Below are 26,502 nucleotides of genomic sequence, written 5' to 3' on the forward strand. Positions count from 1 at the left end.
CGGAGACCCGGGTCGCTCCGCGCGGGTCCGCTCCCTGATGCGGACATCACGGGAACGGGTGCGGGTCGGGGTTCAGCTCGGCCGGGAGCAGGTCGCGGTCGAGCCGGCCGAGGCGCCGTGGCAGCTCGAGGAGCCGGGGAAGCCCGTCGATCCGGCGGTTGCGGTGGCCGAACGTCATCGGCACGGCGCCCGGCACGAGCACCTTCACGCAGGCGAATCCCCCCACGCGGTGCTCCGGCGTGGTCTGGTCGACGACGAGGACCTCGCCGATCCGCTCGACCGCGGCGCGGAGGTCGACCGCCAGGTCGGCGGCGTCCGGGCGCACGCGGTCCGCTCCGCCGATGTCGTCGGCGCGGATCGTCGGACCGCCGCGCAGGAAGTCGAGGCGGTGGCGGGCGTCCGGATGCGCGTCCAGGGCCGAGTGGTCGAGCATCGTCCGCACGGCGGAGGGGTCGCGCACCATCGCCGCGGCGTGCGCCTCCTCGCCCGGGTAGCGCCGGAGGAGGTCCGCCAGGATCGGGCCGAGCTCGCTCAACGCGCCGAGCAGAGCGCGCTCGGGGTCCAGGCCCGCCCCGGCGGTGCAGAGCGCGGCCGGTCCGGAGTCACCCTGTCGCGTCGCCAGCAGCCACACCGCCGGGATGCCCCAGTCCGTCGTGACATCGAAGGCGGCGACGTCGTAGCCGGTGGCCGCGCTGATCGCCGCCGCCTGCGCCGCGACGAGCGGGTCGCGGCAGCTGGTCAGGTCGATGGCGGCGGGCGTGGTACGGGTGTACCAGGTGCAGAGGAACGCGTCGCGCTCGACCGTCTCCAGCAGGCCGTGCAGGGCGGCCTCCTCCCAGGAGGAGCCGAGCGCGCAGCCGTTCGAGACCTCGTAGTACGAGACCGGGTCGTCCCCGCGCAGTCGCTGCGAGAAGTAGTAGGCGAGGGCCTCGGGGACCAGGCGCGCGCGGCCCTCGGCGAAGGAGTGCGCCCAGACCCACTGGATCGGGACGTCCTCGTCGAACCGCCGGTAGCGGAAGGCCGGATCGTCGTAGGACTCGTCCGGATGCCGGCCGAAGACGTCGGGATGCACGGCCTCGGCCGCGAGCTCCCGGAGGCGTCCGCGCACGGTCGACCGGCGCCCGCCCGGGGCGACTCCCCCGTAGCGCTCGAGCGCCTCCAGCACCGCGGTGACCTCGGCGGACCGGTAGTCGCGGCCGCGCCCGTAGCCGGGCTCGACCAGACCGTCCACGCGCATCGGCATCGGCGCGGCCGCCATGATCAGCCCGCCCTCGTCCCCGCGGCGCGTGGCGGCGATCGTGCCGCAGAACGGATCGATGTAGAGGGAGCGGAGGGCGTCGGCCTCGCGGACGACGTCGCGGATCCGTGCGCCGAACGGAGCCGACTTCGGCTGCGGCGCGAGGACGTGCTGAGCGGCCGCGGCGGTGTCCTCCGGGAGGTCCCCGCAGAGCTCGCAGAGGGGCTCCGGGAGGAAGGCGCGGCTCTCCACCTCCAGGGCGTCGAGGCGGACCACCGCGACCCGGCGCTGAGCGCCCGCAGCCTCGCGCTCCCGGGCCAGGAGGCGCTCGAGCGCGACCGCCGCGACCTCGGCCGCCAGCTCGTCGAGCGCCTCGGGGCGCCGGCACTCGAGCTGCTCCGCGTACTCCGCCCGCAGCCGCAGCCGCCACGGCTCCGCGCCGCCCAGCCGTTCCCGCCGGAGCGCCAGGCAGCGCGGACAGCCCGGGATCCCGGGGCGGACGAGGGGCCCGATCACGATGCGGTTCACCTCGACGTGCACGGGCAGCCACGGGACGTCCGCCGCGGGACGACTCGGGATCCGCCAGGTGTCGGACGCCCGGACGGCGACACCGCTCGCCGCACCGATGCCCGCCAGCGTGCGCTGGAGCAATCCGTCCTCAGGGGCGCCCGCCGTGTCGACCGCGCTGGTGCTCACGGCAGGATCACCACCTTCCGGACGACGAGCCCGAGTCGCGCGACGACGGGGTCGTGGTCGAGGTCGACCACAACGGCTCGCGGATCGGAGGCGGGAGCTGCGTCGAGGGCGAGCCTCAGCGCCTCCTCCTCCGCGGCGGCGACCCCGAGGCCGCCGGTCGCCGGCTCGGCGTCCGAGCAGCGGAGGGCGAGGGAGACCGGGACCCGGACGGTCGCGCTGTCGGCCAGCCGACGGCCCGGCACGGTGTGCTCCGCGGGCGCGGCGACGATGTCGCGGACCGCCGCGCGCAGCTGCTCGGGCGTCGCGGTCGGCGCGGCGACGGCGCGTCCTGCGGCGTCGAGCACCCGGCGCGGATCGAGGACCGACTCCGCGCGGACCGCGAGCGCCCGGCGCACGGTGTCCGCCCGTGCCTCGGCGAAGTCCGCGCCCTCGCCGACGACCTCGACGTCGCGCCGGTCGACGACCGCGTCGCAGGAGACGAGGGCTCGGGAGTGGTGACGCGGCACCTGCGGCAGGTCCGCCTCCTCGATCAGCCGGACGACCCCGAAGTCGGGATCGACGATCGTCATCGCGCGCTCCTCGAACGGACCGGTCGCCTCCGGCTGCCCGGCCTGCCACGGGTGCGGGCTGATCCGGGTGAGCGCGGTCCCGTCCGCCGTCACCGTCCTCGCCCGCCACGGATCCGTGCGACCGGACGCGGCCCGACGGACCAGCTGGGCGACGGCGAGCCGGAGCACGTCCTCCTCGGGCCTGCCCGCCGCGACCCCGCGCTCCGCCACGGCCACCAGCACCGGGAGCAGCTCGGCCCCGATCGCCGGGCCGACGACGAGCGCAGCACCCTCGCGAAGCAGCACCGCCCCGTACGTCCGCTCCGGGTGCTCGCGGACCTCGTCGATCAGCCACCGCCCCTCGACCGGACCGACGGCGAGCCAGGACTCGGGGAGTGCGGTGCCGCTCCGCGCCATCGCGCGCTGCAGGAGCTCCGTCTCGCCGAGGAGGCGGACGCGACCGGCGACGGGAACCTCGCGCAGGAGGCCGAGACGCAGCATCGCGCTCCGCACGCGCCGGACCTGGTCGGCCCGGGCGGGATCGAGTGAGCGCGCCCGCTCCTCGACGTCGTCCCCCGCGAGGACCCAGGCAGCGATCACGCGGATCCAGCCCGCGACCTCGCCGGTGAGCTCGATGTCGCCGACGGCGGTGATGCCGTACGTCCGGCCCTCGTGGTCGATCACGCAGGCGCTGGTGTCCACGGTGAGCGTCATCGTGTCACCGCCGCCACCGGTCGCGGACTCGACCCGACGATGAACTGGCCCACGCTGCACTCGAGGAGCGGGTCGCGACCGGTCGCCTCGGCGAAGGCGACGGGGTCGTCGGTGCCGAGCGGGCAGCCCGCCAGCCCCATCGCGCTGCACGCCCCGGCGAGGGCCTGGTAGAGGACCCCGGTGTCCTTCAGCACGAGCTCGAACCCCATCTTCTGGTACTTCCCCATCACGCGGCCGACACGCGCGGAGACGACGATCAGCACCTGCGGAGCGACCCCCGTCGCCGCGACCCCGCTCGCGACCTGGACCATCCGGCGCACGGCGGGAGCGCCGATGCCGCACACCTCCTCCAGCTCGTGGCGGTGCGCGTCGTAGTGGTAGAAGGCCGGCTCGAGCCCGGCGCAGCGCGAGACGGCCAGGTACAGCTCGAGCTCCGCGAGCGAGCCGCCGGACGGACGCGGCGAGTTGACCACCTCCGTCCCGTGGTCGACGCGCACCCCGCGGACCCGGGCCGTCCGGTACAGGAGCTCGCCGAGCTCGGCGACGTCGATCGGCGCGGCGTCGTCGTGCTCGCGGAGGGACGCCCGGCACTCGACGACCTCGGCGTAGGGCGGGTCGCTCGCGCGCAGGGCGGCGAGATCGACCGGGGGGAGGGCGACGCGGCGGCCGCCGAACGAGACCGGGGCGGCGCGCTCCGGGGCGAAGCCCGCCGTCCCGCCCCACCAGGTGCCGCCGAAGTCGTCGGCCGGGCCGCGGTGGCCCTGCCGGCTGCGGTCGTGGAAGAGCAGCTCGTGCGGTGCCCACTGCCGGTAGCGGAACTCGGTGTCCTCCGGGCCGCCCGGCAGCGCGAGGAACCCGTGCCGACGCAGCTCGCGGCGCAGGGCGGCTGCGAGACCGCCGGTGCCCGAGAGCGCGTCGGCGAGCAGCGACCGCCGGTGCAGCACGATCTCGGCGCTGGCCAGCGGGGACTCGACGAGCAGGTCGGCGCCGTCGCGGCGGATCACGGCGAACCGCGAGAGGTCGAGGTCGGCGGACGATGCAGCAGCGGGCTCGACCGCGGCCCGCAGCGGACGGACGGCGAAGCCGGAACCGTCGTCGTCCTCGAACTCCTGGACGAGCCAGCCGTCCTCGCGCAGTCGGGCAGTCACGGGATCGTCGACACCGCCCGGCCCGCCCTCGACGAGCTGCCGGAGTCGCGCATCGACCGCCGCGCCGTCGCCGAGCGCCAGTGCTCGCGGCCACGCCATCACGGTGACGCCGCTGCCGTCCCGTGTCGCGTACACCCCCGGTCGCAGGCGCTCAGTGCGAGGTCCCGGCACGTTCTCGTCGCTCATGACGGCTCCTTCTCGATCGAGAGAGGGCGACCCGCGGATCAGAGGTGCGTCTCGGCGCAGACGGCCTGTCTCGAATATCGACAGAACGTCACTTTAGCGTCCGGGCCCGACGGCGAGGTCGCTGCGCGCCAGGGACACGCAGCAGGCCCTCCGTGCTGATCGAGCAGCCCGCGCAGGGGGGCGCAGGGGGATTCACCCGCAGCAGAAGGACGACTGTGCCGACCCACCCTGCTGATGACGGTGGGTCTCGATACGCCCCTGCGGGGCTACTCGACCAGCATGCGCGTCCCTGTGGGCGGCTCAGCCCGCCTGCGCACCCCTCCGGGTGACTCGACCAGCATGCGCGTCCCTGCGGGCTGCTCGGCCGGCATGACGGGAGGATCTCGTTCTCGTCCTCGTCGCCGGAGGGGACGGCGTCGACGCTCGATCGCGGTGGCGGAGGGCTAGGGATTCGAACCCTAGAGACATCTCTGCCCACCAGTTTTCAAGACTGGCTCCATCGGCCGCTCGGACAGCCCTCCCTGCCGCTCCCCGCGGGGAGAGACAGTCGATGGTAACCGACGGTCGCGCAGTGGCGGGCGGCGTGGCGTCGGGCCGGCGACCGCCGCGCGACGTCAGCGCAGCGCGGAGAGCGCGACGGCGACGCCGTCCTCGTGCACGCCGGGGAGGATCTCGGAGGCGACCGCGAGCACCTCGGCGGGCGCCTGGCCCATCGCGAGGCCCGCGCCGTGCTCGGCGGCCCAGGTGAGCATCTCGATGTCGTTGCGGCCGTCGCCGAGCGCGACCACGTCGCTCCGCTCGATGCCGAGGCGGTTGCGGACGAGCTCCAGGGCCGTCGACTTGTTGACGCCGTGCGGGGCGATGTCGAGCCAGGCGGTCCAGCCGATCGCGTAGCTGACCTGGTGCAGGCCCATCCGCTCGACGAGCTCGGTGAACTCCTCGATGCCGGTCTCGGGCGAGATGACGACGACGCGGGTGGACTGCGTGCCGAGCAGCTCCTCGAACGGGACGCGCAGGGTCTCGGCGCCCATCACCGCGCCGCCCGGGAACGCCTCGGTGTAGGAGAAGGCGCCCTCGGCGTCCTCGATCGCGTAGTGCGCGTCCGGCAGGTGCCGGCGGATCGTCTCGAGGACGTCCGTCGGGTCGAAGGTCTCGACGACGTCGGGGCGGTAGCCGCCCTCGGCCTCGGGGTCACGGCGGAGGGTGACGGCGCCGTTGCAGCAGACGACGAACTCCGGGGCGATGCCCAGGCGCGCGATGACCGGCAGCGTCGTCGACGGCGAGCGGCCGGTGGCGAGCATGACCTCGTCGCCCTGCGCGACGACGCGGCCGATGGCCTCGATCACGGCGTCGGTGATGGTGCCGTCCTCGTGCATGACGGTGCCGTCGATGTCGAGCGCGACGAGGCGGCGGCCGGCGGGGCGCTCCGCGCTCATGCGGTGCGGACCGGCTCGAGGACCTCGAGGCCGCCCAGGTGCGGGCGCAGCGCCTCGGGGACGAGCACCGAGCCGTCGGCCTGCTGGTGGGTCTCGAGCAGCGCGACGATCCAGCGGGTGGTCGCGAGCGTGCCGTTCAGGGTGGCGACGGGCGCCGTCTTCCCGGACTCGGTGCGGTAGCGGGTGTCGAGGCGGCGGGCCTGGAAGGTGGTGCAGTTCGAGGTCGAGGTGAGCTCGCGGTACGCGTCCTGGGTGGGCACCCAGGCCTCGACGTCGAACTTGCGGGCGGCGCTCTGGCCGAGGTCTCCCGCGGCGACGTCGATCACGCGGTAGTGCAGGCCGAGGCTCTGCAGCACGCCCTCCTGGTGGGCGAGCAGGCGCGCGTGCTCCGCCTCCGCGTCCTCGGGCAGCGTGTAGACGAACATCTCGAGCTTGTTGAACTGGTGCACGCGGATGATGCCGCGGGTGTCGCGCCCGCCCGAGCCGGCCTCGCGGCGGTAGCAGGTGCTCCAGCCGGCGTAGCGCTTGGGCCCGCCCGCGAGGTCGAGGATCTCATCGGCGTGGTAGCCGGCGAGCGCCACCTCGCTGGTGCCGGTGAGGTAGAGGTCGTCGTCGCGGAGGCGGTACACCTCGTCGTCGTGCTCGCCGAGGAAGCCGGTGCCGTCCATGATCTCGGGGCGCACGAGCGTCGGCGTGATCAGCGGGGTGAAGCCGGCCTCGAGGGCGCGCTCCAGGCCGAGGTTCATCAGGGCGATCTCGAGGCGGGCGACGAGGCCCTTGAGGAAGTAGAAGCGCGCGCCGCTGACCTTCGCGCCGCGCTGCATGTCGATGCCGTCGAGCAGCTCGCCGATCTCGAGGTGGTCGCGGGGCGCGAAGCCGAAGACGGGGCGCTCGCCGACGGTGCGCACCAGCTCGAACTTGTCCTCGCCGCCGGCCGGGACGCCATCGATGATCGGGTTGGCCAGCCGCTTCACCAGAGCGCCGAAGCGCTCGTCGGCCTCCGCGGCCTCCTGCTGCGCCTGCTTGGCGGCGGCGGCGAGGCGCTGGGCCTCGGCGACCAGGGCCGCCTTCTCGTCCTTCGGCGCCTTCGCGACGGTCTTGCCGAAGGCGTTCTGCTCGGCGCGGAGGCGCTCGGCCTCGGTGATCGCGGACCGGCGGACGCGGTCGGCCTCGAGGGCCTCGTCGACGAGCTCGACGGAGTCGCCGCGCGCCTGCTGCGAGCGCTTGAGGACGTCCGGGTTCTCGCGGAGAAGTACGGGATCAATCACCCCAGCAGTGTAGACGGGCCGGGAGGCGCGCCTGAGGATCGGCCGGGCCGGGAGGCGCGCCTGAGGATCGGCCGGGCGGGGCGATCCGGTGGGCGCAGGGCTGCGAACGTCTTCATGCGCCACCTGACCCGACGGCAGGCGCCGACCCCTCCGCTCCCCGGGCGCGAGGGCGCCGCTCCCCGACCTCACCCCGAGAGGCCCCGCCATGACTCCCCAGCCCCCGACCGTGCGCGTCGAGCGCACCGGACCCGTCGCCCGCCTGGTGCTCGACCGGCCCGACGCGCTCAACGCGCTCGACCTCGACACGGCGCGGCAGCTCGTGCGCGCCCTGGTCGCGCTGAACGCCGACCCGGGCTGCTCCGTCCTCGTCGTCGAGTCCTCCGGTCGCGCCTTCTGCACCGGCGGCGACGTCTCGGCGATCCTGGGCGCCGCGAGCCCGGGCGACTACCTCCGCGAACTGGCGACGACCGCGGGCGAGGCCTTCCGCCTCCTCGGCGAGAGCAGCGCCGTCGTCGTCTGCGCGATCGACGGCGTCACCGCGGGCGCCGGGATCGCCTTCGCCCTCGCCGCCGACATCGTCGTCGCGACGCCCGCCGCCACCTTCGTCAGCGCGTACGGCGACGTGGGGCTCGTCCCGGACTGCGGCGTCACGGCCACGCTCCCCCGCACCATCGGCCGCCGGCGCGCGCTCGACTTCGTGCTGTCCGGGCGCCCGGTGCGCGCCGCGGAGGCGCTGGAGTGGCAGCTCGTCACCGAGGTCGTCCCGCGCGCGGAGCTCGCCGGCCGGGTGCAGGAGCGGGTCCGGGTGCTCGCCGCACGGCCGCCGCTGATGACCGCCGCCGCGAAGCGGCTCCTGCGCACCGACCCCGTCGACCTGGGCGAGCGGATCGAGGAGGAGACCGAGACGCTCGTCGCGCTGCTGGCCACCGAGCGCACCCGCGCGCTGCTCGACGCCGAGCACGAGCGCCAGCAGCGCCGCCGGGCCCGCGGCATCGTCGCGGCCTGACCGCCCGACCGCCTGACCGCCCGACCGCCCGACCGCCGGACCGCCGCTGCCTCAGACCCGGGCGACGAGCCCGTCGAGGTCGCGGATCGACGCGGCGCCGGACTGCCGCAGCATCACCCGGAACTCGGCGTCGATCAGCGCGAGCAGCCCGGCGACCTCGTCGGTCCCGCCCACGGCGAGCGCCCACATCAGCGGACGCCCGACGAACACCGCGCGGGCCCCCAGCGCGAGGGCCGCGAGCACGTGCCGGCCGGTGCGGACCCCGCTGTCGATGTAGACCTCGGCGTCGCCGCCGACCGCCTCGACCACCTCGGCGAGCGCGCCGACCGCGGTGATCGAGCCGTCCATCCGCCGTCCGCCGTGGGTCGAGACGACCACTCCGGAGGCGCCCGCGTCGACCGCGCGGCGCGCGTCCTCGCCGCGCAGCACGCCCTTCACCAGGACCGGCAGCCCGCTCACCGAGCGCAGGCGGCCGATGTCGTCGAGTCCCGGGTTCGGCACGGGTCGCCCGAGCACGAGCGCGCGCTCCTGCTCGGTGAGGTTGCCCAGCCGCGTCTTCCCGGGGATCTCCGGCCAGCCGAGCGGCTCGATGCCGGGCCGGTCGCCGCGCAGCACCGGCATCTCGACCGTGAGCATCAGCGCGCGGGCGCCGTACTCCGCCGCCCGCTCGACGAGGGAGTGCGTCACGTCGCGATCCGCGAGCAGGTAGACCTGGAACCACCACGGCGCACCCGCGGCCGCGATGCGCTCGAACGGCAGCGCCGTGTTGGTCGAGACTCCGAGGAGGGTGCCGGCGCGCGCCGCCGCCTCCGCCATCGCGATCTCGCCCCGCGGATCCGCGGCGTTCTGCTGCGCCATCGGCGCGATCATCACCGGGCCGCTGATGCGCGTGCCGAGGACGCTGGTCGTGGTGTCGCCGTCGAGCTCGCCGCGCAGGGCCGCGGGTCGGAAGCGGATCGCGTCCCAGGCAGCGAGGTCGGCGTCACGCTCGGTCCGGCCGCCCGCGACGGCGCCGTAGTAGTCGGCGACGAACCAGGGCAGCGCCTCGCGGGCGCGCTCCTCGAGCTCGCCGATGAGGCGGCGGGTCGGTGCGCTGTCGGCGGTCATGGGCGGGCCTCCACGTCGAGGGGCGCCGGGGGCGGCGCGGGGGCGGGCCGGGGCGCTCCGCCGGCCTCCCACGCTAGCGCCGTGCGTCGCGGCGCGATCGGAGGGGCGCGGCGCGGCCCGGTCGGCTACGGTGGTCCCTGCGAAGGGGAGTAGTTCCCACCGCCCGCCGAGCGGGCGACGAGGCGCGTCGACATGCTGGCCCGGAACGTCCCGGACCCGGCGCGCCACCCGGATCCTCGCGGAACCGGGCGAACGAGACCTTCGGCCAGTCGACACGCGTCCTGGCCGGTCCTCTCGCGCGGGTCGGCCGGGCTGCCGGAACCAGGAGATGCCATGGCGACCCTCGCCCGCGACACCCCTTCCTCGCCCACTCCCGTGCAGATCCGCCGCTGGCGGCGCTACCTCGCCGACGAGCTGGCCGAGGCGGCGAGCTACCGGGACCTCGCGCAGCGCCGCTCCGGTGAGGAGCGCGAGATCCTGCTCGCCCTCGCCGCCGCCGAGGGCCGGCACGAGGAGCACTGGCGCGAGCTGCTGGGCCCGGCCGCCGACCCGCAGCCCCGGCCGGACCTCCGCACGCGCCTGCTCGGCTTCCTCACGCGGCAGTTCGGCTCCGTCTTCGTCCTCGCCCTGATCCAGCGCGCCGAGGCCCGCTCGCCCTACGCGGACGACGACGACGCGACGGAGGCGATGGCCGCCGACGAGCGGATCCACGGCGAGGTCGTCCGCGGTCTCGCCGAGCGCGGTCGCAACCGCCTCTCGGGCACCTTCCGCGCCGCGGTGTTCGGCGCCAACGACGGCCTGGTGTCGAACCTCGCCCTCGTCCTCGGCGTCGGCGCGAGCGGCGTCGGCACCGGAGTCGTCCTCTTCACCGGCATCGCCGGACTGCTCGCGGGCGCCCTCTCGATGGGAGCCGGCGAGTTCGTCTCGGTGCGCTCGCAGCGGGAGCTGCTCTCCGCCTCCTCCCCCGACCTCGACACCAACCACGTGGTCCCGGACCTCGACGTGGACGCCAATGAGCTCTCGCTCGTCTACCGCGCCCGCGGGCTCTCGCAGCAGGACGCCGACGCGCGGGCGGCCCGGGTCTTCGCGGGACTGCGCGGAGGAGCGGTGCCGACCTCGCCGATCACGCTCGGCGGTCCGAAGGCCGACCCGTCGGTCGACGAGCACGAGTCGATCGGCACCGGCATGGGCGCGGCGCTGTCGAGCTTCTGCTTCTTCGCCTCGGGCGCGATCATCCCGGTGCTGCCCTACCTGCTCGGGATGTCCGGGCTGGCCGCGGTGGTGCTCGCGTCGGTCCTGGTCGGGCTGGCCCTGCTCGCGACCGGCGCGATCGTCGGGCTGCTCTCGGGGGCGCCGCCCCTCGCGCGGGCGCTCCGCCAGCTGGGCATCGGCTACGGAGCGGCGCTGGTGACGTACCTGCTCGGCCTGCTGTTCGGCGCGTCGGGGGTGTAGCTCATCGCCTGCTGATCGAGTAGCCGCCCAGCGGACGTATCGAGATTCATCGACGGTCGTGTCTGCGATGGTGGGTCTCGATACGCCCCTGCGGGGCTACTCGACCAGCATGCTCGCGGGCGCATCCCTCTGGCGACCGGGCGGTGGCACTCCATGCTGATCGAGTAGCCCGCACAGCGGGCGTATCGAGATCCACCGACGACGGACGTGTCGGCGACGTGGGTCTCGATACGCCCCTGCGGGGCTACTCGACCAGCATGGCGGGGGGAGGGGGTGACGTCAGTCGGCGGTGACCTCGAGGGCGGGCGACGGCGCCGCGGGGCGGCCGCGCCAGCGCAGGGCCGCGACGCCCATCGCGAGGAGCAGCGCGAACGGCAGGCTGCCCAGCAGCGGGATCGAGGCGTAGTAGGTGATCTGCCGCTGGATCCACTCCGGCGACGGGGTGTCGGTGTCGCCGTAGTACGACGCGGGCGGCGAGGAGTAGCCGCTGTAGAGCAGCACGACGCCGAGCACGCTGCCGGCGAGTCCCGCGAGCAGCAGGGCGAGCAGCCACGGGTTCCGCAGGAGCGGCGCCGAGGGCTCCGCGGCGGCCTCGGCGCGACGGGCGGGCGCGTCCTCCGACGAAGGGTCCGCGAGCTCGTCCCGGGCGGGCGCCGCATCGGCGTCCGAGGGCAGGCGCACCGGCGCGGAGGCGGGGGCGACGGCCTCGGCCGCCCGGCGCGAGCGGCGGCTGTCGGCCGTGGTCGCGATGTCGGCGAGGGCCGGCGGGCGCCTCCGGGCGATCCCCTCGGGCGCCGAGCCCGGCCGGGCGTAGGCGCGCTCGTCGCCGCGCACGCGCTCCACTCCCCCGGCGAAGCCCCGCTGGAACGCGGGGTCGTACCGCGGATCGACGCGCTCGCGCCCGGCTCCGCCTCGTTCAGTCATCGTCGACCTCCGGTTCGCTGCCGAGGATCCCGCGCAGCCAGTCGCGGGCCTCGATGAACACCTCGTCGTCGTAGCGTCGCACGTACGAGACCGGACGGCGATCCGCCCGCGGATACGAGCCCAGGAAGATCACTCCCGGGCTGAAGCGGCGAAGCCCCAGCAGGGCGTCCGCGACCCGCTCGTCGTGCACGTGCCCGTCGAGGTCGATGACGAAGCGGTACCGGCCGAGGGCGTCGCCGATCGGCCGCGACTGGATCATGCTCAGGTTCACTCCGCGGGTCGCGAACTGCTCGAGCATGTCGAGCAGCGCGCCGGGGGCGTCGGACGGCAGCTCGACGATGAGGCTCGTCTTGTCGGCGCCCGTCGGCTCCGGCAGCACCCGCGAGCGCGACACGTGCACGAAGCGGGTGACGGCGTTCGGGTTGTCGCCGATCCGCTCCGCGAGCACCTCGACGTCGTGGTGGGCGACGATGCCGGGCGGCGCGATGGCGGCCTGCGCGGGCGAGCCGGCCAGCAGATCGATCGTGGCCTGCACGTTGCTCGACGCGGGGAGGTGCTCGTGGCTCGGGATCGAGCGGTCGAGCCATCCGCGGCACTGCCCGTAGGCGACCGGGTGGGCGGCGACGATCCGCACGTCCTCGAGCCGCCTGCCCGGGCGGCCGACCAGGATGAACGACACCGGCACCAGGTACTCGCCGACGATCCGCACGCCCGGGATCCGCGCCAGCGCGTCCTGCGCGGCCGTCACTCCGCCCTCGACCGAGTTCTCGATCGCGATCACCGCGCCGTCGCTGCGCCCCGAGACGAGGTCGTCCAGCGCCTCGCCGACGTTGCCCACGCTGCGCCAGACGTGCCCGCGCGCCTCGGGCACCTGCGCGAGCGCCGCCTCGGTGAACGTGCCGGAGGGCCCGAGATAGCTGTAGGTGCGGGGGGAGGAGGCGGTGTCGGGGACACCGTCGAAGGCGCGGTCGGGCATGGCGGACAGCCTAGCCAGCGCCTGTCCAGCCGGTTCCGCGGCCCCGGCGCGACTGCCACTATGGACCCCATGACCGATCGCGCAGGGAAGCCGGCAGAGGCCTCCGATCTCATCGACGTCGAGGCCCTCGTGAGGGCGTACTACGAGAAGAAGCCGGACGTGTCCGACCCCTTGCAGAAGGTGGTCTTCGGGACGTCCGGGCATCGCGGCTCGTCGTTCGACACCGCCTTCAACGAGGACCACATCGCGGCGGTGACGCAGGCGATCGTCGAGTACCGGACGGAGCAGGGCGTCACGGGCCCGCTCTTCATCGGCGCCGACACCCACGGCCTCTCCCGCCCGGCGCTGACGACCGCGCTCGAGGTGCTGGTGGCCAACGAGGTGCGCGTGCTCGTCGACGAGTTCGACGACTTCGTGCCGACGCCGGCGCTCAGCCACGCGATCCTCCGCTACAACAACGACCCGTCGCACACCGACCGGGCCGACGGCATCGTGGTCACCCCCTCGCACAACCCGCCCCGCGACGGCGGCTTCAAGTACAACCCGCCGCACGGCGGACCCGCCGACTCCGACGCCACCTCCTGGATCGCCAACCGCGCGAACGAGCTGATCGCCGACGGCAACCGCGACGTGAAGTCGGCCGAGCCGAGCGCCGTCGAGACCTACGACTACCGCACCCGCTACGTCGCGGACCTCGCGAACATCATCGACCTCGACGCGATCCGCAAGGCCGGCGTGCGGATCGGGGCCGACCCGCTGGGTGGCGCCTCGGTGCACTACTGGCAGCTGATCGCCGAGATGCACCAGCTCGACCTCACGGTCGTCAACGGCGAGGTCGACCCGGCCTGGGGCTTCATGACCCTCGACTGGGACGAGAAGATCCGGATGGACCCGTCCTCGCCCAGCGCGATGGCCTCGGTCGTCGCCCGCGCCGGCGACTACGACATCCTCACCGGCAACGACGCGGACGCCGACCGCCACGGCATCGTCACGCCCGACGGCGGCCTGATGAACCCCAACCACTACCTCGCGGTCGCGATCGACTACCTCTACCGCCACCGCTCCGGCTGGCGCGAGGACGCGGCGATCGGCAAGACGCTGGTCTCCTCCTCGATCATCGACCGGGTCGCCGAGTCGCTCGGCCGCCGCCTCTGGGAGGTGCCGGTGGGCTTCAAGTGGTTCGTCCCGGGGCTCGTCGACGGCTCCGTCGGCTTCGGCGGCGAGGAGTCGGCGGGCGCGTCGTTCCTCCGCTTCGACGGCACCGTCTGGACGACCGACAAGGACGGCATCCTGCTGGCGCTGCTCGCCTCGGAGATCGTCGCCGTCACCGGCAAGAGCCCGTCGGTGCTCTACCGCGAGCTGACCGAGCGCTTCGGCGACCCGGTCTACGAGCGCGTGGACGCGGTCGCGACGAAGGCGCAGAAGGCGGCGCTCGGCAAGCTCGACGGCGACGCGATCACCGCGACCACGCTGGCCGGCGAGGAGATCGTCGCCAAGCTCTCCAAGGCCCCCGGCAACGACGCGGCCGTCGGCGGCGTCAAGGTCGTCACCGAGAACGCCTGGTTCGCCGCGCGCCCCTCGGGCACCGAGGACGTCTACAAGATCTACGCCGAGTCCTTCCGCGGCCTCGACCACCTGCACGAGGTGCAGGCCGAGGCCCGCACCATCGTCGACGCCGCCCTGGGCTCCTAGCCCGCACGCCGCCCGCGCCCCGCGGCCGTTGAGTCGCCCGAGAAGGCTCGTTCCCCACCCCGGGAACGAGCCTTCTCGGGCATCTCAGCGTTGCCTGTGGACAACTTCGGGCGCTGATGGGCCGCAGGCGCGAGCATGGCGCGGTGACGGGTGACCGGCCGGAGGGCGTTCTCAGCGTGGCGGAGGGACGCGCCGCGGGGCTGTCGCGGGCACGGATGCGGTCCGCGGAGTTCGCGACGCCGGCGTACGGGGTCAGGTCCACCGCGCCCGTGCTCACGCTGGCGGACCGCTGCGCCGCGGTGCTGCACCGGCTCGGCGACCACGTCTTCGTCTGCGGGCCGACCGCGGCGCTGCTGTGGGGCGCTCCGCTCGACCAGCGGTGGGAGCTGCGCGGCCTTCTGGACGTCGCCGTGGTCGCGCCGGCGCGCGCTCCCCACGCGAACGGACTCGCCGGGCGCAGTCTCACCCTCGACCGGACGGCCGACCTCGTGACCGGGCGCCGGGGCGCGCTCACCACGCCGGCCCGCACCTGGTGCGACCTCGGCGCCGTGCTCGAGCTCCCCGACCTCGTCGCGGTCGGCGACGACCTGCTCCACCGCGGGCTGGCGACGGAGGCGACGCTGGCGGCGGCTGTCGGCCGCTATCCGGGTCGGCGCGGGCTCACGCGGCTGCGGCGCGCCCTCGCTCTGCTCGACGGGCGCGCGGAGTCCCGACCGGAGTCGCTGGTGCGGGTGGCGCTGGTGCTCGAGGGCGTCACCGGCATCGAGGCGAACATCGAGATCCGCGACGAGGCCGGCGCCTTCCTCGGCCGAGTCGATCTCTGCGTCGCGTGGGCGCGCCTGATCATCGAGTACCACGGCGACCACCACCGCTCCGAGCCCGGCCGATGGCGGAAGGACGTCGCCCGCGCCCGCCGCCTGCGCGCGGCCGGCTGGACCGTGATCGAGCTCACGGGCGACGACCTCCGCGACCTCGGCGCCGTCGTCCGCCAGGTGCGCGCCGCCCTGCAGCACTGAGATGCCCGAGAAGGCTCGTTCCCGGGGTGGGGAACGAGCCTTCTCGGGCGAGTCAGCGGCGGCGGGCGACGGGGATCTCGATACGCCCGCTGCGCGGGCTACTCGATCAGCATGTGGGCGCGGGGGCTACCAGCGGGGGTGGACCGTGGGGCGGAAGTGGGTGTCGTAGAGGGCGTTGACGGCCTCCATGAAGGCCGGGCCGAGGGGGGCGGCGTCGGCGGCAGTGGCGTTCGCCCGAGCCTGCTCGACGGAGCGGGCGCCGGGGATGACGGCGGTGACGCCGTCCTGCTGGATGATCCAGGCCAGCGCGGCCGCGGCGGGAGCCAGGCCGTGGTCCGCGGCGAGGCGCGAGAACTCCTGCGCGGCCTCGACGCCGGTCGCGAAGTCGACGCCCGAGAAGGTCTCGCCGACGTCGAAGGCGGAGCCGTCGCGGTTGTAGTTCCGGTGGTCGTCGGGAGCGAAGGTCGTCTCGGTCGTGTAGCGGCCGCTGAGCAGGCCGCTCGCGAGGGGCACCCGCGCGAGGATCCCGACGCCCGCCTCGCGCGCCGCGGGCAGGACCGCGTCGAGCGGCTTCAGGCGGAACGCGTTCAGGATGATCTGCACGCTCGCGACGTTCGGCCGCGCGATCGCGGTGAGCGCCTCCTCCGTGCGCTCGACCGAGACGCCGTAGTGCGCAATCGCGCCCTCGTCGACCAGAGTGTCGAGCGCGTCGAAGACGGCGTCGTCGGAGTAGACGGCGGTGGGCGGGCAGTGCAGCTGGACGAGATCGAGGGTGTCGACGCCGAGGTTCGAGCGCGAGCGGTCGGTCCAGGCGCGGAAGTTGTCGAGCACGTAGTTCGCGGGGATCTGCTCGACGCGACGGCCCATCTTCGTCGCGACGAAGACCTGCGCGTCGGGGTGGGCGGCGCGCCAGGCGCCGATCGTCCGCTCGCTGCGGCCGTCGCCGTAGACGTCGGCCGTGTCGAAGAGGGTGACGCCCGACTCCGCGGCGGCGTCGAGGATGGCGAGGGCGTCGCTCTCGGCGACGTCCCCCCAGTCGGCACCGAGCTGCCAGGTTCCGAGGCCGACGACGGAGACGGGCGCACCGGTGCGTCCGAAGATTCGAGTTTCCATACCTCCACCGTAGGTGCGGCCGGAGGATGCGAGCAGCCCCTTGCGCGTGCCCTACCGTCGGAGCATGAGCCTCGTCGTCCTCGGAAGCGCCAACCTCGATCACGTCCACCGGGTCGCCCGGATCCCCGCACCCGGCGAGACGGTCCTCGCCCTCGATCACAGCACCTTCCCCGGCGGCAAGGGGCTGAACCAGGCGGTCGCCGCCGCCCGCACGGTCGCGGGGAGCGTCTTCGTCACGAGCCTGGGCCGCGACGCCACCGGCGACGAGCTGGCGGGACTGCTGGCGCAGGAGCCGCTCGAGCTGCACGCGCGCCGCGGCGAGGAGCGCACCGGCACCGCGCAGATCACCGTCGACGACGCGGGCGAGAACGCGATCGTCGTCGACTCCGGCGCGAACGCCGCCTTCACCGACCTGACCGCGGAGGAGTCGGAGCTGATCGCCGGCGCCACGGCGCTCCTGCTCCAGCTCGAGATCCCCGTCCCGACCGTGCTGGCCGCGGCGCGCGCCGGCCGGGCGGCGGGGACCACCACGATCCTGAACGCGGCGCCCATCGGCCCGCTGCCCGAGGAGCTGCTCGCCGAGCTCGATGTGCTGATCGTCAACGAGCACGAGGCGCGCGAGCTCGGCGCCGAGCGCGGCATCACGGCGGAGGACGACACGGCGCTCGCCGTCGCCCTGACCGCCCTGGTCCCGCTGGTGCTGGTCACCCTCGGCTCCGACGGCGTCGTCGTCGCCGTCCGCGACCGCGAGCCGGTGCGCGCCCCGGCGTTCCGCGTCGCCGTCGTCGACACGACCGGCGCGGGCGACACCTTCTGCGGCGTGTTCGCGGCCCGGCTCGCGAGCGGCGGGAACCGCCTCGACGACCCCGCGGCGCTGGTCGAGCTCGTGCGCTGGGCGACGGCGGCCGCGGCGATCTCGGTCACCCGGGCCGGCGCGGCGGTCTCCACGCCGACGGCGGCCGAGACCGAGGCGTTCCTCGCCGAGCACGGCGCCTAGCGGGCGACGGGGCGGGCGTCGTCGGGGCGCCCGACCCCGCTCAGCTCAGCCGACCCGGCTCAGCCCTGCCCGGCGGGCTCAGTCGACGGAGGCGATCCGGATCGCGACGCGCGCCCGGCGGGCGGGGTGCTCGCGCCGGCACCACTCGCGCACCGCGGAGCCGACCGCGCGGGCGACGTCGGGCGCCGAGGACTCGGCGGCGACGCAGACCTCCGCGGACACCGACACCTCCTCGCCGAGGACCCGGACGAGCACCGGCTCGGCGAGCGTGCCGCCGGACACCGCGCCGAGCGGCCCCTCGACGGGATCGACGGAGGAGGGGGTCAGCGCGCCGGCGGCGTGCGCGAGCACGTCGCGCACCTGGGCGCGCGCGGGGACGACCATCGCGACTCCGGGGAGCGCGCGGATCTCGGCGGTCAGGACGGCCGCCGCACTCGGCGCGGACCCGCCCGGAGCGACCGCGGGGACCAGGACGACCGGTGCGTCGGGCAGCTGCTCGGACCCGCTCACGACTCCTCCCCGCCCGGGACGTAGACGTCCTCGACGCGCACGTCGATGGTGGAGACGCGCAGCTCGGTCTGGGTGAGCAGGCGGGAGTGGATCCGCTCGCGCACCTGCTGGGCCGCGTCGGCGATCGGGACGCCCCAGAACACCGAGATCGTCACCTCGACCGCGACCTCGGCACCGGGATCGGCGATGTCGCCCTGCAGTCGGCACCGGCCGACGAGGACCCCGGACACGCTGTCGCCGGCCTCGCGGACGATGCCGCGGACGGCGCCCTCGGTGATGGTCAGCGCGACGTCGGGGTCGGTGCTCGCCAGCGGGATGTCGCGGCCGGCCCGGGCCTCGCGCCGCACCTGGGTGAGGATCGAGCCGAACCAGTTCTCGGTGGGCGCCGGCAGGTGCGCGGCGTCGTCGTCGATCAGCGCGCCGGAGAGCGCGCGGACCCGCTCGAGGGCGCGGAGGGTGCGCCGATGCTCCGGCGACTCCTCGATGGCGGGGTCGTAGGGCAGGCGGCCGCGGTCGAGGTAGTCGCCGAGCTCGTCGATGCCGATGCCGTCGCCGTCGGGGCCGTCGCCGTCGGTGCCGTCGCCGTCGAGGATGTCGGGCTCGAGGCCGGCGCCGTCCTCCGCGCCGGAGACCAGCGGAACACTCAGGGGCAGCACGGCGTCCTCGCCGGGGCCCGAGCGGTCGGGCGTCTCGTCCGGGGTCATCGCGCCGACTCCTTCATCGCGCCGACTCCTTCATCCCAGGCCCTCATCGCCAGTCCTCCATCGCCACGACCAGCGACTCCCGAGCCCGGGCGAGCTTGCCGCGGACGGCGGTGGCGGTGATGCCGAGGTGCTCGGCGATCTCACCATACGACTCGCCGCCGACCTCGCGGAGCAGCCAGCACTGCCGCTGGGTCTCGGGCAGCTCGGCCAGGGCCGCCGCGAGGGCGCGCATCGCGTCGCTCTGCTCGGCCGACTCGAAGGGGCCCGGCTCGCGCGCGGGCGGGTGCTCGACGGCGTCGACGTCGTCGACGGGCCGGCGCTGGCGCAGCAGATCGACGCTGGATCGGCTCACGATCCGCATCATCCAGCTCCGCACGCTCGCGGGCTCCTTCAGCTGCGGGAGCTGGGCCCAGACCGTGATCAGCGCGTTCTGCACCGCGTCGGACGCATCGGCCTGCGAGCCGGTCAGCCGCCAGGCGTAGGCCCGGAGGATCGACTGGTGGCGCTTGACCAGCACCTCGAACGCCCGGACGTCGCCCTCGGCGGAGCGCTCGGCGAGGAGCGCATCGCTCGCCGTCTCCAGACCGGGCATGACGCTCCTCCAGCGCTCACCGGCACGCGCCGGATCGACCATCAGGTGACTCCCAGGAAAAACTCCGGATCCCACCGTGACGAACCCCCGTCGGGCTCCGTCTCACTCATGAAAGCACAGCCCGACGGGAAATCCGCCGGACTCCCCGACCCCGGCCGCGCTCGACCAGCGGCCGACGACACGCACAGGAGTCACCATGAGCGACAGCACGCGCACCCCCGCCACCCCCACTGCCCCCACCACCCCCCGCGTGGACAAGAAGCCGGTGGACACCGTCACGAGCCTGGGCAACAGCGCCGTCTCGGGCACCGCCCAGGGCCGCACCGTCATCGACGACGCCGTCGTCGCCAAGGTGGCCGGCATCGCCGCGCGCCAGGTGCCCGGCGTCTTCGCCCTCGGCAACAACGCCGCCCGTGCCTTCGGCGCGATCCGACAGGCCGTCGGCGGCAACGACCACGCCCAGGGCGTCAGCGTCGAGGTCGGCGAGCACCAGGTCGCCGCCGACGTGACCCTCGTCGTCGAGTACCCGGTGCCGATGCAGTCCGTCGCCGACCAGGTCCGCGCCGCCGTCTCCGAGGCCATCACCGAGCTCGTCGGCATGTCCGTCGCCGAGATCAACGTCGCCATCGTCGACGTGCACATCCCCGGCGAGGACAAGGGCGACACCGAGACCGAGAGCCGCGTCCGATGAGCGACCCCCGCACCCCCGCTCCCGCCCCGGCCGGCCGCAGCACCACGCTCGGCCTCGCCGTCGGCGCGATCCTCGCCTTCGCCGCCCTGCTCTTCGGCTTCTGGGGCTTCGTCCTCACCGCCGTGTTCATGGCGCTCGGCGACCTGATCGCGCGGATGCTGGACGGCTCGCTCGACGTGCGCAGCCTCGTGGACGTGTTCCGCGGCCGCACCACCTCCCGCTAGGAGTCGCCGTGACCGCACTCGACCAGCGTCCCGCCGACCGCACCGCGTCGACGGAGCCGGGGACCGTCACGATCTCCGTCCGCTCCCTCGAGCGGATGGCGGTCGCGATCGTCCACGAGGAGCTGGGCGTCGAGGTCTCCGCGATCCGCGTCCGGCTGTCGGACGACAGCGGCGGGCTCGCGCTCGCCGTCAGCGCTCCCGTGGCGGCCGAGCCCTCGGGCTCCGGCGCGGCCGAGGGCAGCCTGCTCGACCGCCTCCACCGCGATCGCGCGGCCATCGCCTCCCGCATGGGGGCGCTCACCGGCCGCACGGTCAGCCGAGTCGACCTCCGGGTCACCGGCACCCGCACCCCCAGCCGAACCCCGAGGAGGGTCGCATGAGCCCCGCAGCCCCGCAGCGCGACGCCGCCCCCGACGCGCGCTACCGCCGCTACCTGCGGCGCGAGACGCACAGCTCGCGCTCCGTCGCCCAGATCGTCGTGCTCGTGGTGATCGCCCTGATCGCCGCGTACGTCGGGACGGAGGCGGTGCTCGCGATCCTCGGTGCGGCCCCGCTCCTGCTCGCCCCGTCGGCGCTCCTCGGAGCGATCGTCGGAGTGACCGGTCTCACCTCGGGCGCGATCATCGGGATCGCCGTCGGCACCGCGGTGCTCGCGCTGATCCTGCTGGTGCTCGCCCTCGCTCCGGGCGCCCGCGCCCGCCACACCGTCGCGGACGACCGGCTCGCCGTGGTCCTCGACGACGGCGTGATCGCGTCCTCGCTCGCCCGGTCGGCCCGCACGGCCGCCCACTCCCGCCGCGAGGACACCCGCGCGTCGATCGGCCGCCGCACCGCCGTGATCGAGGTGACCCCCTCCTCGGGGATCAGCGTCGACCGCGACGCCGTGCAGTCCGCCGTCGACGACGAGCTGAGCCGCATCCAGGCGACGCCCGCCCCGCGCGCCACCGTCCGCATCTCCGAGTCCGGGAGGATCTGATGACCACGAGCAACCGGTTCGTGAACCGCCTGATCCTCTTCCTGGTCGGCCTCGTCCTCGCCGCCGTCACCGCCGGCCTGGTCCTGATCGCCGTCTCTCAGCCGGTCCGCGACGCCGTCGCCGATGTCGCGGACGGCCGGGGCGCGGCGCTGGTCTCCCGCATCTCGCCGGAGGACGGCACCGCCTGGAGCGACGCCGCCGTGCTGTGGCCGCTCTACGCGATCGTCGGGATCTGCCTGCTGGGCATCGTCCTCGCGATCGTGCTGATCTCCGCCCACGGCCGGGGCCGCACGAGCACCGTCCTCCGGGACTCGGGCTCGTCGAGCGGGGTCGCCGGTGAGATCGAGATCGCCACCGGCTTCGCCGAGGACGTCCTCGAGAACGCCCTGGCAGGCCGCACCGATCTGCTGGACGTCACGGTCTCGGCCTACCGGCACGGCTCGTCGACGGCCCTCAAGGTCCGGGTCCTGCCCCGCGGCGGGGTCTCGCCCCGCACGGTCGTGGACGCGGTGCACCAGGAGGTCCTCGCCCTCGACCGCCTGCTCGGGGCGCGACTGCCCGTCGTGCTCGAGGTGGCCTCGAGTGCCCGGGCCGGGTTCTCCAAGGAGGACCGGGTCGCCTGACCCGCGAGCGCTCGCGCTCGCCCACCACCTTCCTCCGGCGGACGTCGCCGGGGGACGACATGAATCGAACGGAAGGAGCCCCTCATGGGTGCTGACGACAAGATCCGCAACGCTGCCGAGAACCTGCTCGGCAAGGCCAAGGAAGCGGCCGGCAAGCTGACCGACAACGAGAAGCTCGAGGCCGAGGGCCAGGCCGACCAGACCAAGGCCCACACCAAGAAGGTCGGCGAGGACGTCAAGGACGTCTTCAAGAACTGACGCCGATCCCGCACCACGAAGAGGCCGCCTGTCGCTGATGCGACGGCGGCCTCTTCGGTGTCTGCGGCGGTGTCACGCGCCGGGGTGTCCCAGGCTCTCCCGGTGCGCCGTTCGAGCGGGCTGCCGGCGAGTGCTCAGATGCTCCAGGACTCAGATGCTCCAGAACATGATGCGACCGGCGGAGGCCGAGTCGATGCTCTGGTCGAGGTTGTCCGCGGTGTGCGAGGAGTAGAGGACGACGTCGCCCTTCACGCTCGTGACGACGCCGGTGTGATCCCAGTCGCCCGAGCCGTCCCAGTCGAACTGCACGACGTCGCCGGGCTTCACCTGCGAGCGCTGCGCGTTCGTGAGCGGCGTCGCCCGCTCCGGGTGCGCGGCCAGGTAGGAGTTGAAGGCGGTGGACGAGGCCCAGGCCGAGCTGTAGCCGCCGGTGCGCGAGTAGCTCCACTCGCCGTCCATCTCCCAGCCGCGGGCGATCAGCGACTGCGAGGTGAAGTTGACGCAGTCGTTGCCGCCGATGACGCCGTACTGGGCGGAGTTGTAGTCGGACCAGTAGGTCTGCAGGTAGTCGAGCTGCGAGGCGAGGCGGCTGGCCTCGAGCGCCGCGGCGGCCTTCGCGGCCTCGATCGCCGGGTCGGGCGTGTAGGCGAAGGTGATCGCGGAGGCGACGACCTTGGTGGTGGCGAGCACGCCGGTGGCGGCCGGGCTCGGCGTCGCGGTCGCGGTGGGGGCGACGAGCTCGGCGGGCGACGCCTCCGCGGCGGTCTGGGCGGGAGCGGTTTCAGCAGGAGCGGTCTCAGCGGGAGTGGACTCGGCGGTCGGAGTCGCGGTGGCGCCGGCGACGGGAGCGGCGGCGTCCGTGGTCGCAGTGAGAGGCTCCTCGGCCGGGGCCGTGGTGTCGACGGTGGGCTGCACCGTCTCGGCGGGCGTGCCGTCGACAGTGGCGGCGGCGACGGAGTCGGTGACCGCGTCGAAGGTGATCGGGGCTCCCCCGGCGTCGAAGAAGGCGACGGGGACGACGCCCTCGGCCTCGCCGTTCGAGGGCGGCGCGGTGACGGTGATCTGGTCGGGGTTGTCGACCGTGACGCTGCCCTCGGCGTCGCCGAAGCGGACCGTCGCGACGGAGTCGAGGTTCGAGCCGGCGATCGTGACGCTCGTGCCGCCGGCGACGGTGCCGGAGGTGGTCGAGACGCTGCTGAGCACGACGCGGGCGTCGACGGTGGTGGCGGGCAGGACCGTGACGGGGGCGGCGGTCGCGGTCGGGGCGGCGGCGGATGCGGCGGCCGACTCGGCGTCCGCGGTGGCGCCGACGGTGAGGCTCGCGCCGGTGGCGACGGCCACGACGACGAGGCCGCCCGACATCGCCAGCACGAGGTGCCGGCGGGAGGGACGGAAGAAGGAGGAGCCGCGGCGGGCGGGCTCGGTGCGCGGGCGGTGCCCCTCGGCGGCCCTGCGGTCGCGGCGGGACGGGAAGGCGTCGCCGCCGGCGGGGTGCAGCGGGGCGGGGGCGGAGGGGCGGATGCCCTCGGCGGCCGGGGCGAGCGCCGCGGGAGCGAGGGCGGCGGCGGGCCGGGCAGCCGGCTCGGCAGCGGCGGCCGGAGTCGCGGCGGGCGGGGTCGCGCGGACGCGGCCCTCGCGCTCGCGCGCCTCACGGCGGGTCAGCGGGGGCGCGAGCTCAGCGTCGGCGGGGGCGACCTCGGCTGCGGCGGGCAGGGTGGAACGGGTGGAACTGTGGGGCACAGGGGAACTCACGGGTCGGTGCGCACGGGGGCGGGGGCGTGCGGATCATCGGGGGGAAGCGGCCATGTCACCACGCGGGAGTCGGAGAGCCCTAGGGGCTGCCTCCGAAAGCACTCCGAGTAACGGTACGGTAACAACGCCCGTCTGTCACATCCGATTCTGATCGCAGCGCCCTCCGCAACCCCTTGCGGCCCGACTTTCGGACGGATCCGGATGTCCGACCGGACATCGCGTCCGTCCCGCAACCGCTCGATCCTGCGCACCACACAGGCCCGGATGACGAAGCGGGTTCACCCCCTGTGCCGCTCGATCCTGCGCAGGGCGGCACGCCGCCGATTGTGCAGCCACCACCAACTCGGCCAGCTCCGCACGTAGAAGAGCCCGATCCTGTGCAGCTCAGGCAACCCCTCCCCCGCGAGTCTCGCGCTGATCAGGTCCTTGTCTCCCTCGCCCTGCTCGATGATCGCCTCGATGCGCTTCGTCCGCTCCGAGGAGAGCACGTGCGCTGCGATGGCGGCCTCGGCCGCGTCGAGGTCCCGCTGAAGCCTCTCGCGCGAACAGCGGCGGAACATCACGTCCTCACTTTCCGGTGAGACACGCGGCGATCGACTTCGCCAGAGCCGCACCGATCGAACCCGGTAGACCGGATGTCGCGGCGAGGCCGATCTGCGCCCCGTTGAGCCCGAGTCCGACGAGGCACTTGAGCACCAGGGGCGCCAGCCACGCCGGGTCGGCGACCACCGGGTAGGCGACTCCAGGTGCTGTGTGGTCGACCGTCTGAGTGAGCGTCGAGCCGGACACCGAGTACTGCGTCGGCATCCGATCCCCGTCCGCGTCGATCGCCCACGCCGCACCGACGACCATCGCGATGCCGCCGTCCGCGTCGACGACCGCCGTCCCGTCTCCGAGCAGCTCGAGCCGCTGTCCCTCGGCGAGGGTCACGTCGTAGGAGTAGTCGGTGGGGGCCTGAGCATCCGCGATCGTCGTCAGCATCTGCACACCGCGATCGCCGACCAGGACGGTGGTCGCGCTGTGAGGCGCGGGGTACACGACTCCGCCGTCCGCGAGAGTGACGGCCGGAGCCGCGCTCGCCGCATCGGGCAGGTCGACGCTGACGGTCCGATCACCGTCGCTGATCCGCACTCCGAGGGCGGGGTCGGACGGGACGATCACCGAGCCGGACCCCGGGGAACCGAGCCCGGATCCTCCGGCGTCTGCGTCGTGCACGAGAGTCGGATCGATCCTCTCGACGTTCGCGAGAGCGTCGGCGACCGCCCCGGCGGCGAGCGCCGGCGGACCGGCGTCCTCCGCGGCCGCGGCCGCTGGGGCGGTCAGAGCGGAGACGACCAGCAGGGCCGTCAGAGTCGAAGCGGACGCGTGCCTCCGGGAGGCGAGCAGCGGGGACGTCATGGGATCTCCTTCGATCGCACGCGAGAGAAACTCGTGTTGCAGGAGAGGTTAGGAAAGTGCCCCCGCCGAAGGAAGGCCTGACGCCGGACGTCCCGTTCGGCGCGCGACGGATCCCCGTCCGCAGGGCGCCAGGGGTAGCCCCGCGGAGCGTCACGGGCGGCCCCGCGGAGCGTCAGCAGACGCGCAGCAGCCTGCCGCGTGTCGCAAGAGGGCCGGTCGAAGACCGCCGGCAGGAGGCCGCTGCTAGGAGGTCGTGCCCGCCGCGTAGTCGGGGGCGTCGGGGAGGCCGAAGAGGCGCTCGAGGGTGGGGATGCCTGCGTCCCGCAGGTGCTGGGCGAGCTCCACTCCGATGTAGCGCAGGTGGTACGGCTCCGACTCGTAGCCGGTGATCGGAGTGGTGTCGGGCTTGTAGCGGACGAGGAAGCCGAAGCGGTGCGCGTTCTCGCCGACCCACCGGCCCTCCGGGGTGTCGCCCCAGCAGATCTCGAGCGCGCAGGTGCCCGAGGAGCCGACGACGTCGACCGCCCAGCCGGTCTGGTGCTCGCTGTGACCCGGGCGGGCGCTCGTCGCGTCCGCTCCGGCCTGCCCGCGCGAGGAGACCCAGCCGGCGTAGACGCTCACCTGGGTGTCGTAGGAGCGGTACGCGCTCTGCACCGCCAGGGTCAGCCCGGCCTCGCTCGACGCCGCGGCGAACATCGGCACCAGCGCGTCCGCCGTCGCCTGGCGCATGGGCTGGCGGTTCACGTAGGGGACGGCCGGGTAGACGAGGTCCGCCGGGACGTAGTCGACCGGATTCAGGGTCCGGAGCTTGTTGACCACCACCCAGATGCTGGCCGGATCGTCCACGGAGTGGGCGGCGAGGTCGATCCCGGGGGTGGGAGTCGGCGTCGGGGTCGGCGTCTCGACCGGCGTCTCGACCGGTGCGGCGCTCGCGGTCGCGGAGGCGCTCGGCGTCGCACTCGGCGAGGGGGTCCCGGTCGCCGTCGGAGCGGTCGGGCGACCGGCTCCGAGCGCCGCGTTCACGCCGACAGCGGCGACTCCGGCGGCCACCGCCACTCCCCCGATCACCAGTGCTCGGCGGCGCAGGGGGCGCCCCTCCGGAGTCCGGTTCTCGTCCGACGTCATGCTCCGAGCCTACGGGCGGGCCTGCCCGTAGACCGGCCCCGGAGTGCGGAAGCATCGGTCGAGGGATCTGTCCACCACTGCTCCTCCACGCGGGTGTCGAATATCCTCAAAGGATTCACATAAGCGAACCCCC

Annotated in this window: 27 protein-coding genes and 1 tRNA gene; 11 read left to right on the forward strand and 17 right to left on the reverse strand. The window is 74.3% G+C overall.

Going from position 1 to position 26,502, the window contains the following annotated elements:
- Positions 1-46: 46 nt before the first annotated feature.
- The 6 genes from HQQ82_RS06700 to serS all read right to left on the reverse strand — a co-directional run bounded on the left by HQQ82_RS06700 (position 47) and on the right by serS (position 7,233).
- Complete coding sequence (locus tag HQQ82_RS06700; protein WP_173232187.1) at positions 47-1,933, reverse strand: TOMM precursor leader peptide-binding protein; 1,887 nt, start codon at positions 1,931-1,933, stop codon at positions 47-49.
- Entirely contained in the window at positions 1,930-3,195 is a 1,266-nt protein-coding gene (locus tag HQQ82_RS06705) for a hypothetical protein (protein ID WP_173232188.1), read from the reverse strand. Before HQQ82_RS06705 ends, HQQ82_RS06700 begins: the two co-directional genes overlap by 4 nt.
- Positions 3,192-4,529: a SagB family peptide dehydrogenase gene (locus tag HQQ82_RS06710; RefSeq protein ID WP_173232189.1), complete on the reverse strand. Its 1,338-nt coding sequence runs from the start codon at positions 4,527-4,529 to the stop codon at positions 3,192-3,194. Before HQQ82_RS06710 ends, HQQ82_RS06705 begins: the two co-directional genes overlap by 4 nt.
- A gap of 433 nt (positions 4,530-4,962) precedes the next feature.
- Positions 4,963-5,050 (reverse strand) — tRNA-Ser (locus HQQ82_RS06715).
- Between the two features lie 93 nt (positions 5,051-5,143).
- Complete coding sequence (locus HQQ82_RS06720) at positions 5,144-5,965, reverse strand: HAD family hydrolase (RefSeq protein ID WP_173232190.1); 822 nt, start codon at positions 5,963-5,965, stop codon at positions 5,144-5,146.
- Positions 5,962-7,233, reverse strand: coding sequence for a serine--tRNA ligase (gene serS / locus HQQ82_RS06725; RefSeq protein ID WP_173232191.1), 1,272 nt, complete (start codon positions 7,231-7,233; stop codon positions 5,962-5,964). Before serS ends, HQQ82_RS06720 begins: the two co-directional genes overlap by 4 nt.
- A 205-nt stretch (positions 7,234-7,438) precedes the next feature.
- On the opposite strand from serS, the gene HQQ82_RS06730 reads away from it, so the two are divergent.
- Positions 7,439-8,239: an enoyl-CoA hydratase/isomerase family protein gene (locus HQQ82_RS06730; RefSeq protein WP_173232192.1), complete on the forward strand. Its 801-nt coding sequence runs from the start codon at positions 7,439-7,441 to the stop codon at positions 8,237-8,239.
- Between the two features lie 51 nt (positions 8,240-8,290).
- Here the strand turns inward: HQQ82_RS06730 and HQQ82_RS06735 are convergent, their stop codons facing one another.
- Positions 8,291-9,346, reverse strand: a complete 1,056-nt coding sequence (locus HQQ82_RS06735; RefSeq protein ID WP_173232193.1) for an alpha-hydroxy-acid oxidizing protein — start codon at positions 9,344-9,346, stop codon at positions 8,291-8,293.
- 333 nt (positions 9,347-9,679) lie between these two features.
- Between HQQ82_RS06735 and HQQ82_RS06740 the strand changes: the two genes are divergently transcribed.
- Positions 9,680-10,798, forward strand: coding sequence for a VIT1/CCC1 transporter family protein (locus tag HQQ82_RS06740; protein ID WP_173232194.1), 1,119 nt, complete (start codon positions 9,680-9,682; stop codon positions 10,796-10,798).
- Positions 10,799-11,077: 279 nt separating this feature from the next.
- Here HQQ82_RS06740 and HQQ82_RS06745 read toward each other — a convergent pair whose 3' ends face one another.
- Positions 11,078-11,722: a hypothetical protein gene (locus HQQ82_RS06745; RefSeq protein ID WP_173232195.1), complete on the reverse strand. Its 645-nt coding sequence runs from the start codon at positions 11,720-11,722 to the stop codon at positions 11,078-11,080.
- On the reverse strand, positions 11,715-12,698 hold the full coding sequence (gene pheA / locus HQQ82_RS06750) for a prephenate dehydratase (RefSeq protein WP_173232196.1): 984 nt from the start codon (positions 12,696-12,698) through the stop codon (positions 11,715-11,717). The genes HQQ82_RS06745 and pheA overlap by 8 nt, the downstream gene beginning before the upstream one ends.
- A gap of 69 nt (positions 12,699-12,767) precedes the next feature.
- Between pheA and pgm the strand changes: the two genes are divergently transcribed.
- Positions 12,768-14,390 carry a phosphoglucomutase (alpha-D-glucose-1,6-bisphosphate-dependent) gene (gene pgm / locus HQQ82_RS06755; protein WP_173232197.1) on the forward strand — a complete coding sequence of 541 codons (1,623 nt, stop codon included), beginning with the start codon at positions 12,768-12,770 and terminating at the stop codon, positions 14,388-14,390.
- A gap of 143 nt (positions 14,391-14,533) precedes the next feature.
- Positions 14,534-15,406 (forward strand): DUF559 domain-containing protein, encoded by an 873-nt coding sequence (locus HQQ82_RS06760; protein WP_173232198.1) that lies wholly within the window; start codon positions 14,534-14,536, stop codon positions 15,404-15,406.
- A 126-nt stretch (positions 15,407-15,532) separates the two neighbouring features.
- On the opposite strand, the gene HQQ82_RS06765 is transcribed toward HQQ82_RS06760, so the two are convergent.
- Positions 15,533-16,519: an aldo/keto reductase gene (locus HQQ82_RS06765; RefSeq protein ID WP_173232199.1), complete on the reverse strand. Its 987-nt coding sequence runs from the start codon at positions 16,517-16,519 to the stop codon at positions 15,533-15,535.
- Positions 16,520-16,583: 64 nt separating this feature from the next.
- Between HQQ82_RS06765 and HQQ82_RS06770 the strand changes: the two genes are divergently transcribed.
- Complete coding sequence (locus HQQ82_RS06770; RefSeq protein ID WP_173232200.1) at positions 16,584-17,516, forward strand: ribokinase; 933 nt, start codon at positions 16,584-16,586, stop codon at positions 17,514-17,516.
- Between the two features lie 78 nt (positions 17,517-17,594).
- Here HQQ82_RS06770 and HQQ82_RS06775 read toward each other — a convergent pair whose 3' ends face one another.
- The 3 genes from HQQ82_RS06775 to HQQ82_RS06785 are packed head-to-tail and all read right to left on the reverse strand — an operon-like array spanning position 17,595 to position 19,322.
- Positions 17,595-18,026 (reverse strand): hypothetical protein, encoded by a 432-nt coding sequence (locus HQQ82_RS06775; RefSeq protein ID WP_173232201.1) that lies wholly within the window; start codon positions 18,024-18,026, stop codon positions 17,595-17,597.
- Positions 18,023-18,730 (reverse strand): Asp23/Gls24 family envelope stress response protein, encoded by a 708-nt coding sequence (locus tag HQQ82_RS06780; protein WP_173232202.1) that lies wholly within the window; start codon positions 18,728-18,730, stop codon positions 18,023-18,025. Before HQQ82_RS06780 ends, HQQ82_RS06775 begins: the two co-directional genes overlap by 4 nt.
- A gap of 43 nt (positions 18,731-18,773) precedes the next feature.
- Positions 18,774-19,322 carry an RNA polymerase sigma factor gene (locus HQQ82_RS06785; RefSeq protein ID WP_173232203.1) on the reverse strand — a complete coding sequence of 183 codons (549 nt, stop codon included), beginning with the start codon at positions 19,320-19,322 and terminating at the stop codon, positions 18,774-18,776.
- Between the two features lie 196 nt (positions 19,323-19,518).
- On the opposite strand from HQQ82_RS06785, the gene HQQ82_RS06790 reads away from it, so the two are divergent.
- From HQQ82_RS06790 to HQQ82_RS06815, 6 genes are all read left to right on the forward strand, one after another.
- Complete coding sequence (locus tag HQQ82_RS06790; RefSeq protein WP_173232204.1) at positions 19,519-20,013, forward strand: Asp23/Gls24 family envelope stress response protein; 495 nt, start codon at positions 19,519-19,521, stop codon at positions 20,011-20,013.
- Positions 20,010-20,237 carry a DUF2273 domain-containing protein gene (locus HQQ82_RS06795; protein ID WP_173232205.1) on the forward strand — a complete coding sequence of 76 codons (228 nt, stop codon included), beginning with the start codon at positions 20,010-20,012 and terminating at the stop codon, positions 20,235-20,237. The genes HQQ82_RS06790 and HQQ82_RS06795 overlap by 4 nt, the downstream gene beginning before the upstream one ends.
- Before the next feature lie 8 nt (positions 20,238-20,245).
- A complete protein-coding gene (locus HQQ82_RS06800; protein WP_173232206.1) occupies positions 20,246-20,617 on the forward strand; it encodes a hypothetical protein in 372 nt (123 codons plus the stop codon).
- Entirely contained in the window at positions 20,614-21,213 is a 600-nt protein-coding gene (locus tag HQQ82_RS06805; protein WP_173232207.1) for a DUF6286 domain-containing protein, read from the forward strand. Before HQQ82_RS06800 ends, HQQ82_RS06805 begins: the two co-directional genes overlap by 4 nt.
- Complete coding sequence (locus HQQ82_RS06810; RefSeq protein ID WP_173232208.1) at positions 21,213-21,836, forward strand: hypothetical protein; 624 nt, start codon at positions 21,213-21,215, stop codon at positions 21,834-21,836. The genes HQQ82_RS06805 and HQQ82_RS06810 overlap by 1 nt, the downstream gene beginning before the upstream one ends.
- A gap of 84 nt (positions 21,837-21,920) precedes the next feature.
- Positions 21,921-22,094 carry a CsbD family protein gene (locus tag HQQ82_RS06815; protein ID WP_123444986.1) on the forward strand — a complete coding sequence of 58 codons (174 nt, stop codon included), beginning with the start codon at positions 21,921-21,923 and terminating at the stop codon, positions 22,092-22,094.
- A gap of 150 nt (positions 22,095-22,244) precedes the next feature.
- Here the strand turns inward: HQQ82_RS06815 and HQQ82_RS06820 are convergent, their stop codons facing one another.
- The 4 genes from HQQ82_RS06820 to HQQ82_RS06835 all read right to left on the reverse strand — a co-directional run bounded on the left by HQQ82_RS06820 (position 22,245) and on the right by HQQ82_RS06835 (position 26,369).
- Entirely contained in the window at positions 22,245-23,834 is a 1,590-nt protein-coding gene (locus HQQ82_RS06820; RefSeq protein WP_173232209.1) for an amidase domain-containing protein, read from the reverse strand.
- Positions 23,835-24,124: 290 nt separating this feature from the next.
- On the reverse strand, positions 24,125-24,406 hold the full coding sequence (locus HQQ82_RS06825; protein ID WP_173232372.1) for a hypothetical protein: 282 nt from the start codon (positions 24,404-24,406) through the stop codon (positions 24,125-24,127).
- Between the two features lie 7 nt (positions 24,407-24,413).
- A complete protein-coding gene (locus HQQ82_RS06830; RefSeq protein ID WP_173232210.1) occupies positions 24,414-25,244 on the reverse strand; it encodes a hypothetical protein in 831 nt (276 codons plus the stop codon).
- Positions 25,245-25,487: 243 nt separating this feature from the next.
- A complete protein-coding gene (locus HQQ82_RS06835; protein ID WP_173232211.1) occupies positions 25,488-26,369 on the reverse strand; it encodes a M15 family metallopeptidase in 882 nt (293 codons plus the stop codon).
- Between the last annotated feature and the right edge of the window lie 133 nt (positions 26,370-26,502).

It is taken from the genome of Rathayibacter sp. VKM Ac-2856, assembly GCF_013205055.1.
Taxonomy (GTDB): domain Bacteria; phylum Actinomycetota; class Actinomycetes; order Actinomycetales; family Microbacteriaceae; genus Rathayibacter.

Coding starts and splice junctions, on each gene's coding strand:
- HQQ82_RS06705 (WP_173232188.1), bottom strand. CDS start 3,195: ATGACGCTCACCGTGGACACCAGCGCCTGCGTGATCGACCACGAGGGC.
- HQQ82_RS06710 (WP_173232189.1), bottom strand. CDS start 4,529: ATGAGCGACGAGAACGTGCCGGGACCTCGCACTGAGCGCCTGCGACCG.
- HQQ82_RS06720 (WP_173232190.1), bottom strand. CDS start 5,965: ATGAGCGCGGAGCGCCCCGCCGGCCGCCGCCTCGTCGCGCTCGACATC.
- HQQ82_RS06730 (WP_173232192.1), top strand. CDS start 7,439: ATGACTCCCCAGCCCCCGACCGTGCGCGTCGAGCGCACCGGACCCGTC.
- HQQ82_RS06735 (WP_173232193.1), bottom strand. CDS start 9,346: ATGACCGCCGACAGCGCACCGACCCGCCGCCTCATCGGCGAGCTCGAG.
- HQQ82_RS06740 (WP_173232194.1), top strand. CDS start 9,680: ATGGCGACCCTCGCCCGCGACACCCCTTCCTCGCCCACTCCCGTGCAG.
- HQQ82_RS06745 (WP_173232195.1), bottom strand. CDS start 11,722: ATGACTGAACGAGGCGGAGCCGGGCGCGAGCGCGTCGATCCGCGGTAC.
- pheA (WP_173232196.1), bottom strand. CDS start 12,698: ATGCCCGACCGCGCCTTCGACGGTGTCCCCGACACCGCCTCCTCCCCC.
- pgm (WP_173232197.1), top strand. CDS start 12,768: ATGACCGATCGCGCAGGGAAGCCGGCAGAGGCCTCCGATCTCATCGAC.
- HQQ82_RS06765 (WP_173232199.1), bottom strand. CDS start 16,519: ATGGAAACTCGAATCTTCGGACGCACCGGTGCGCCCGTCTCCGTCGTC.
- HQQ82_RS06770 (WP_173232200.1), top strand. CDS start 16,584: ATGAGCCTCGTCGTCCTCGGAAGCGCCAACCTCGATCACGTCCACCGG.
- HQQ82_RS06780 (WP_173232202.1), bottom strand. CDS start 18,730: ATGACCCCGGACGAGACGCCCGACCGCTCGGGCCCCGGCGAGGACGCC.
- HQQ82_RS06785 (WP_173232203.1), bottom strand. CDS start 19,322: ATGCCCGGTCTGGAGACGGCGAGCGATGCGCTCCTCGCCGAGCGCTCC.
- HQQ82_RS06790 (WP_173232204.1), top strand. CDS start 19,519: ATGAGCGACAGCACGCGCACCCCCGCCACCCCCACTGCCCCCACCACC.
- HQQ82_RS06795 (WP_173232205.1), top strand. CDS start 20,010: ATGAGCGACCCCCGCACCCCCGCTCCCGCCCCGGCCGGCCGCAGCACC.
- HQQ82_RS06805 (WP_173232207.1), top strand. CDS start 20,614: ATGAGCCCCGCAGCCCCGCAGCGCGACGCCGCCCCCGACGCGCGCTAC.
- HQQ82_RS06810 (WP_173232208.1), top strand. CDS start 21,213: ATGACCACGAGCAACCGGTTCGTGAACCGCCTGATCCTCTTCCTGGTC.
- HQQ82_RS06815 (WP_123444986.1), top strand. CDS start 21,921: ATGGGTGCTGACGACAAGATCCGCAACGCTGCCGAGAACCTGCTCGGC.
- HQQ82_RS06825 (WP_173232372.1), bottom strand. CDS start 24,406: ATGTTCCGCCGCTGTTCGCGCGAGAGGCTTCAGCGGGACCTCGACGCG.
- HQQ82_RS06830 (WP_173232210.1), bottom strand. CDS start 25,244: ATGACGTCCCCGCTGCTCGCCTCCCGGAGGCACGCGTCCGCTTCGACT.
- HQQ82_RS06835 (WP_173232211.1), bottom strand. CDS start 26,369: ATGACGTCGGACGAGAACCGGACTCCGGAGGGGCGCCCCCTGCGCCGC.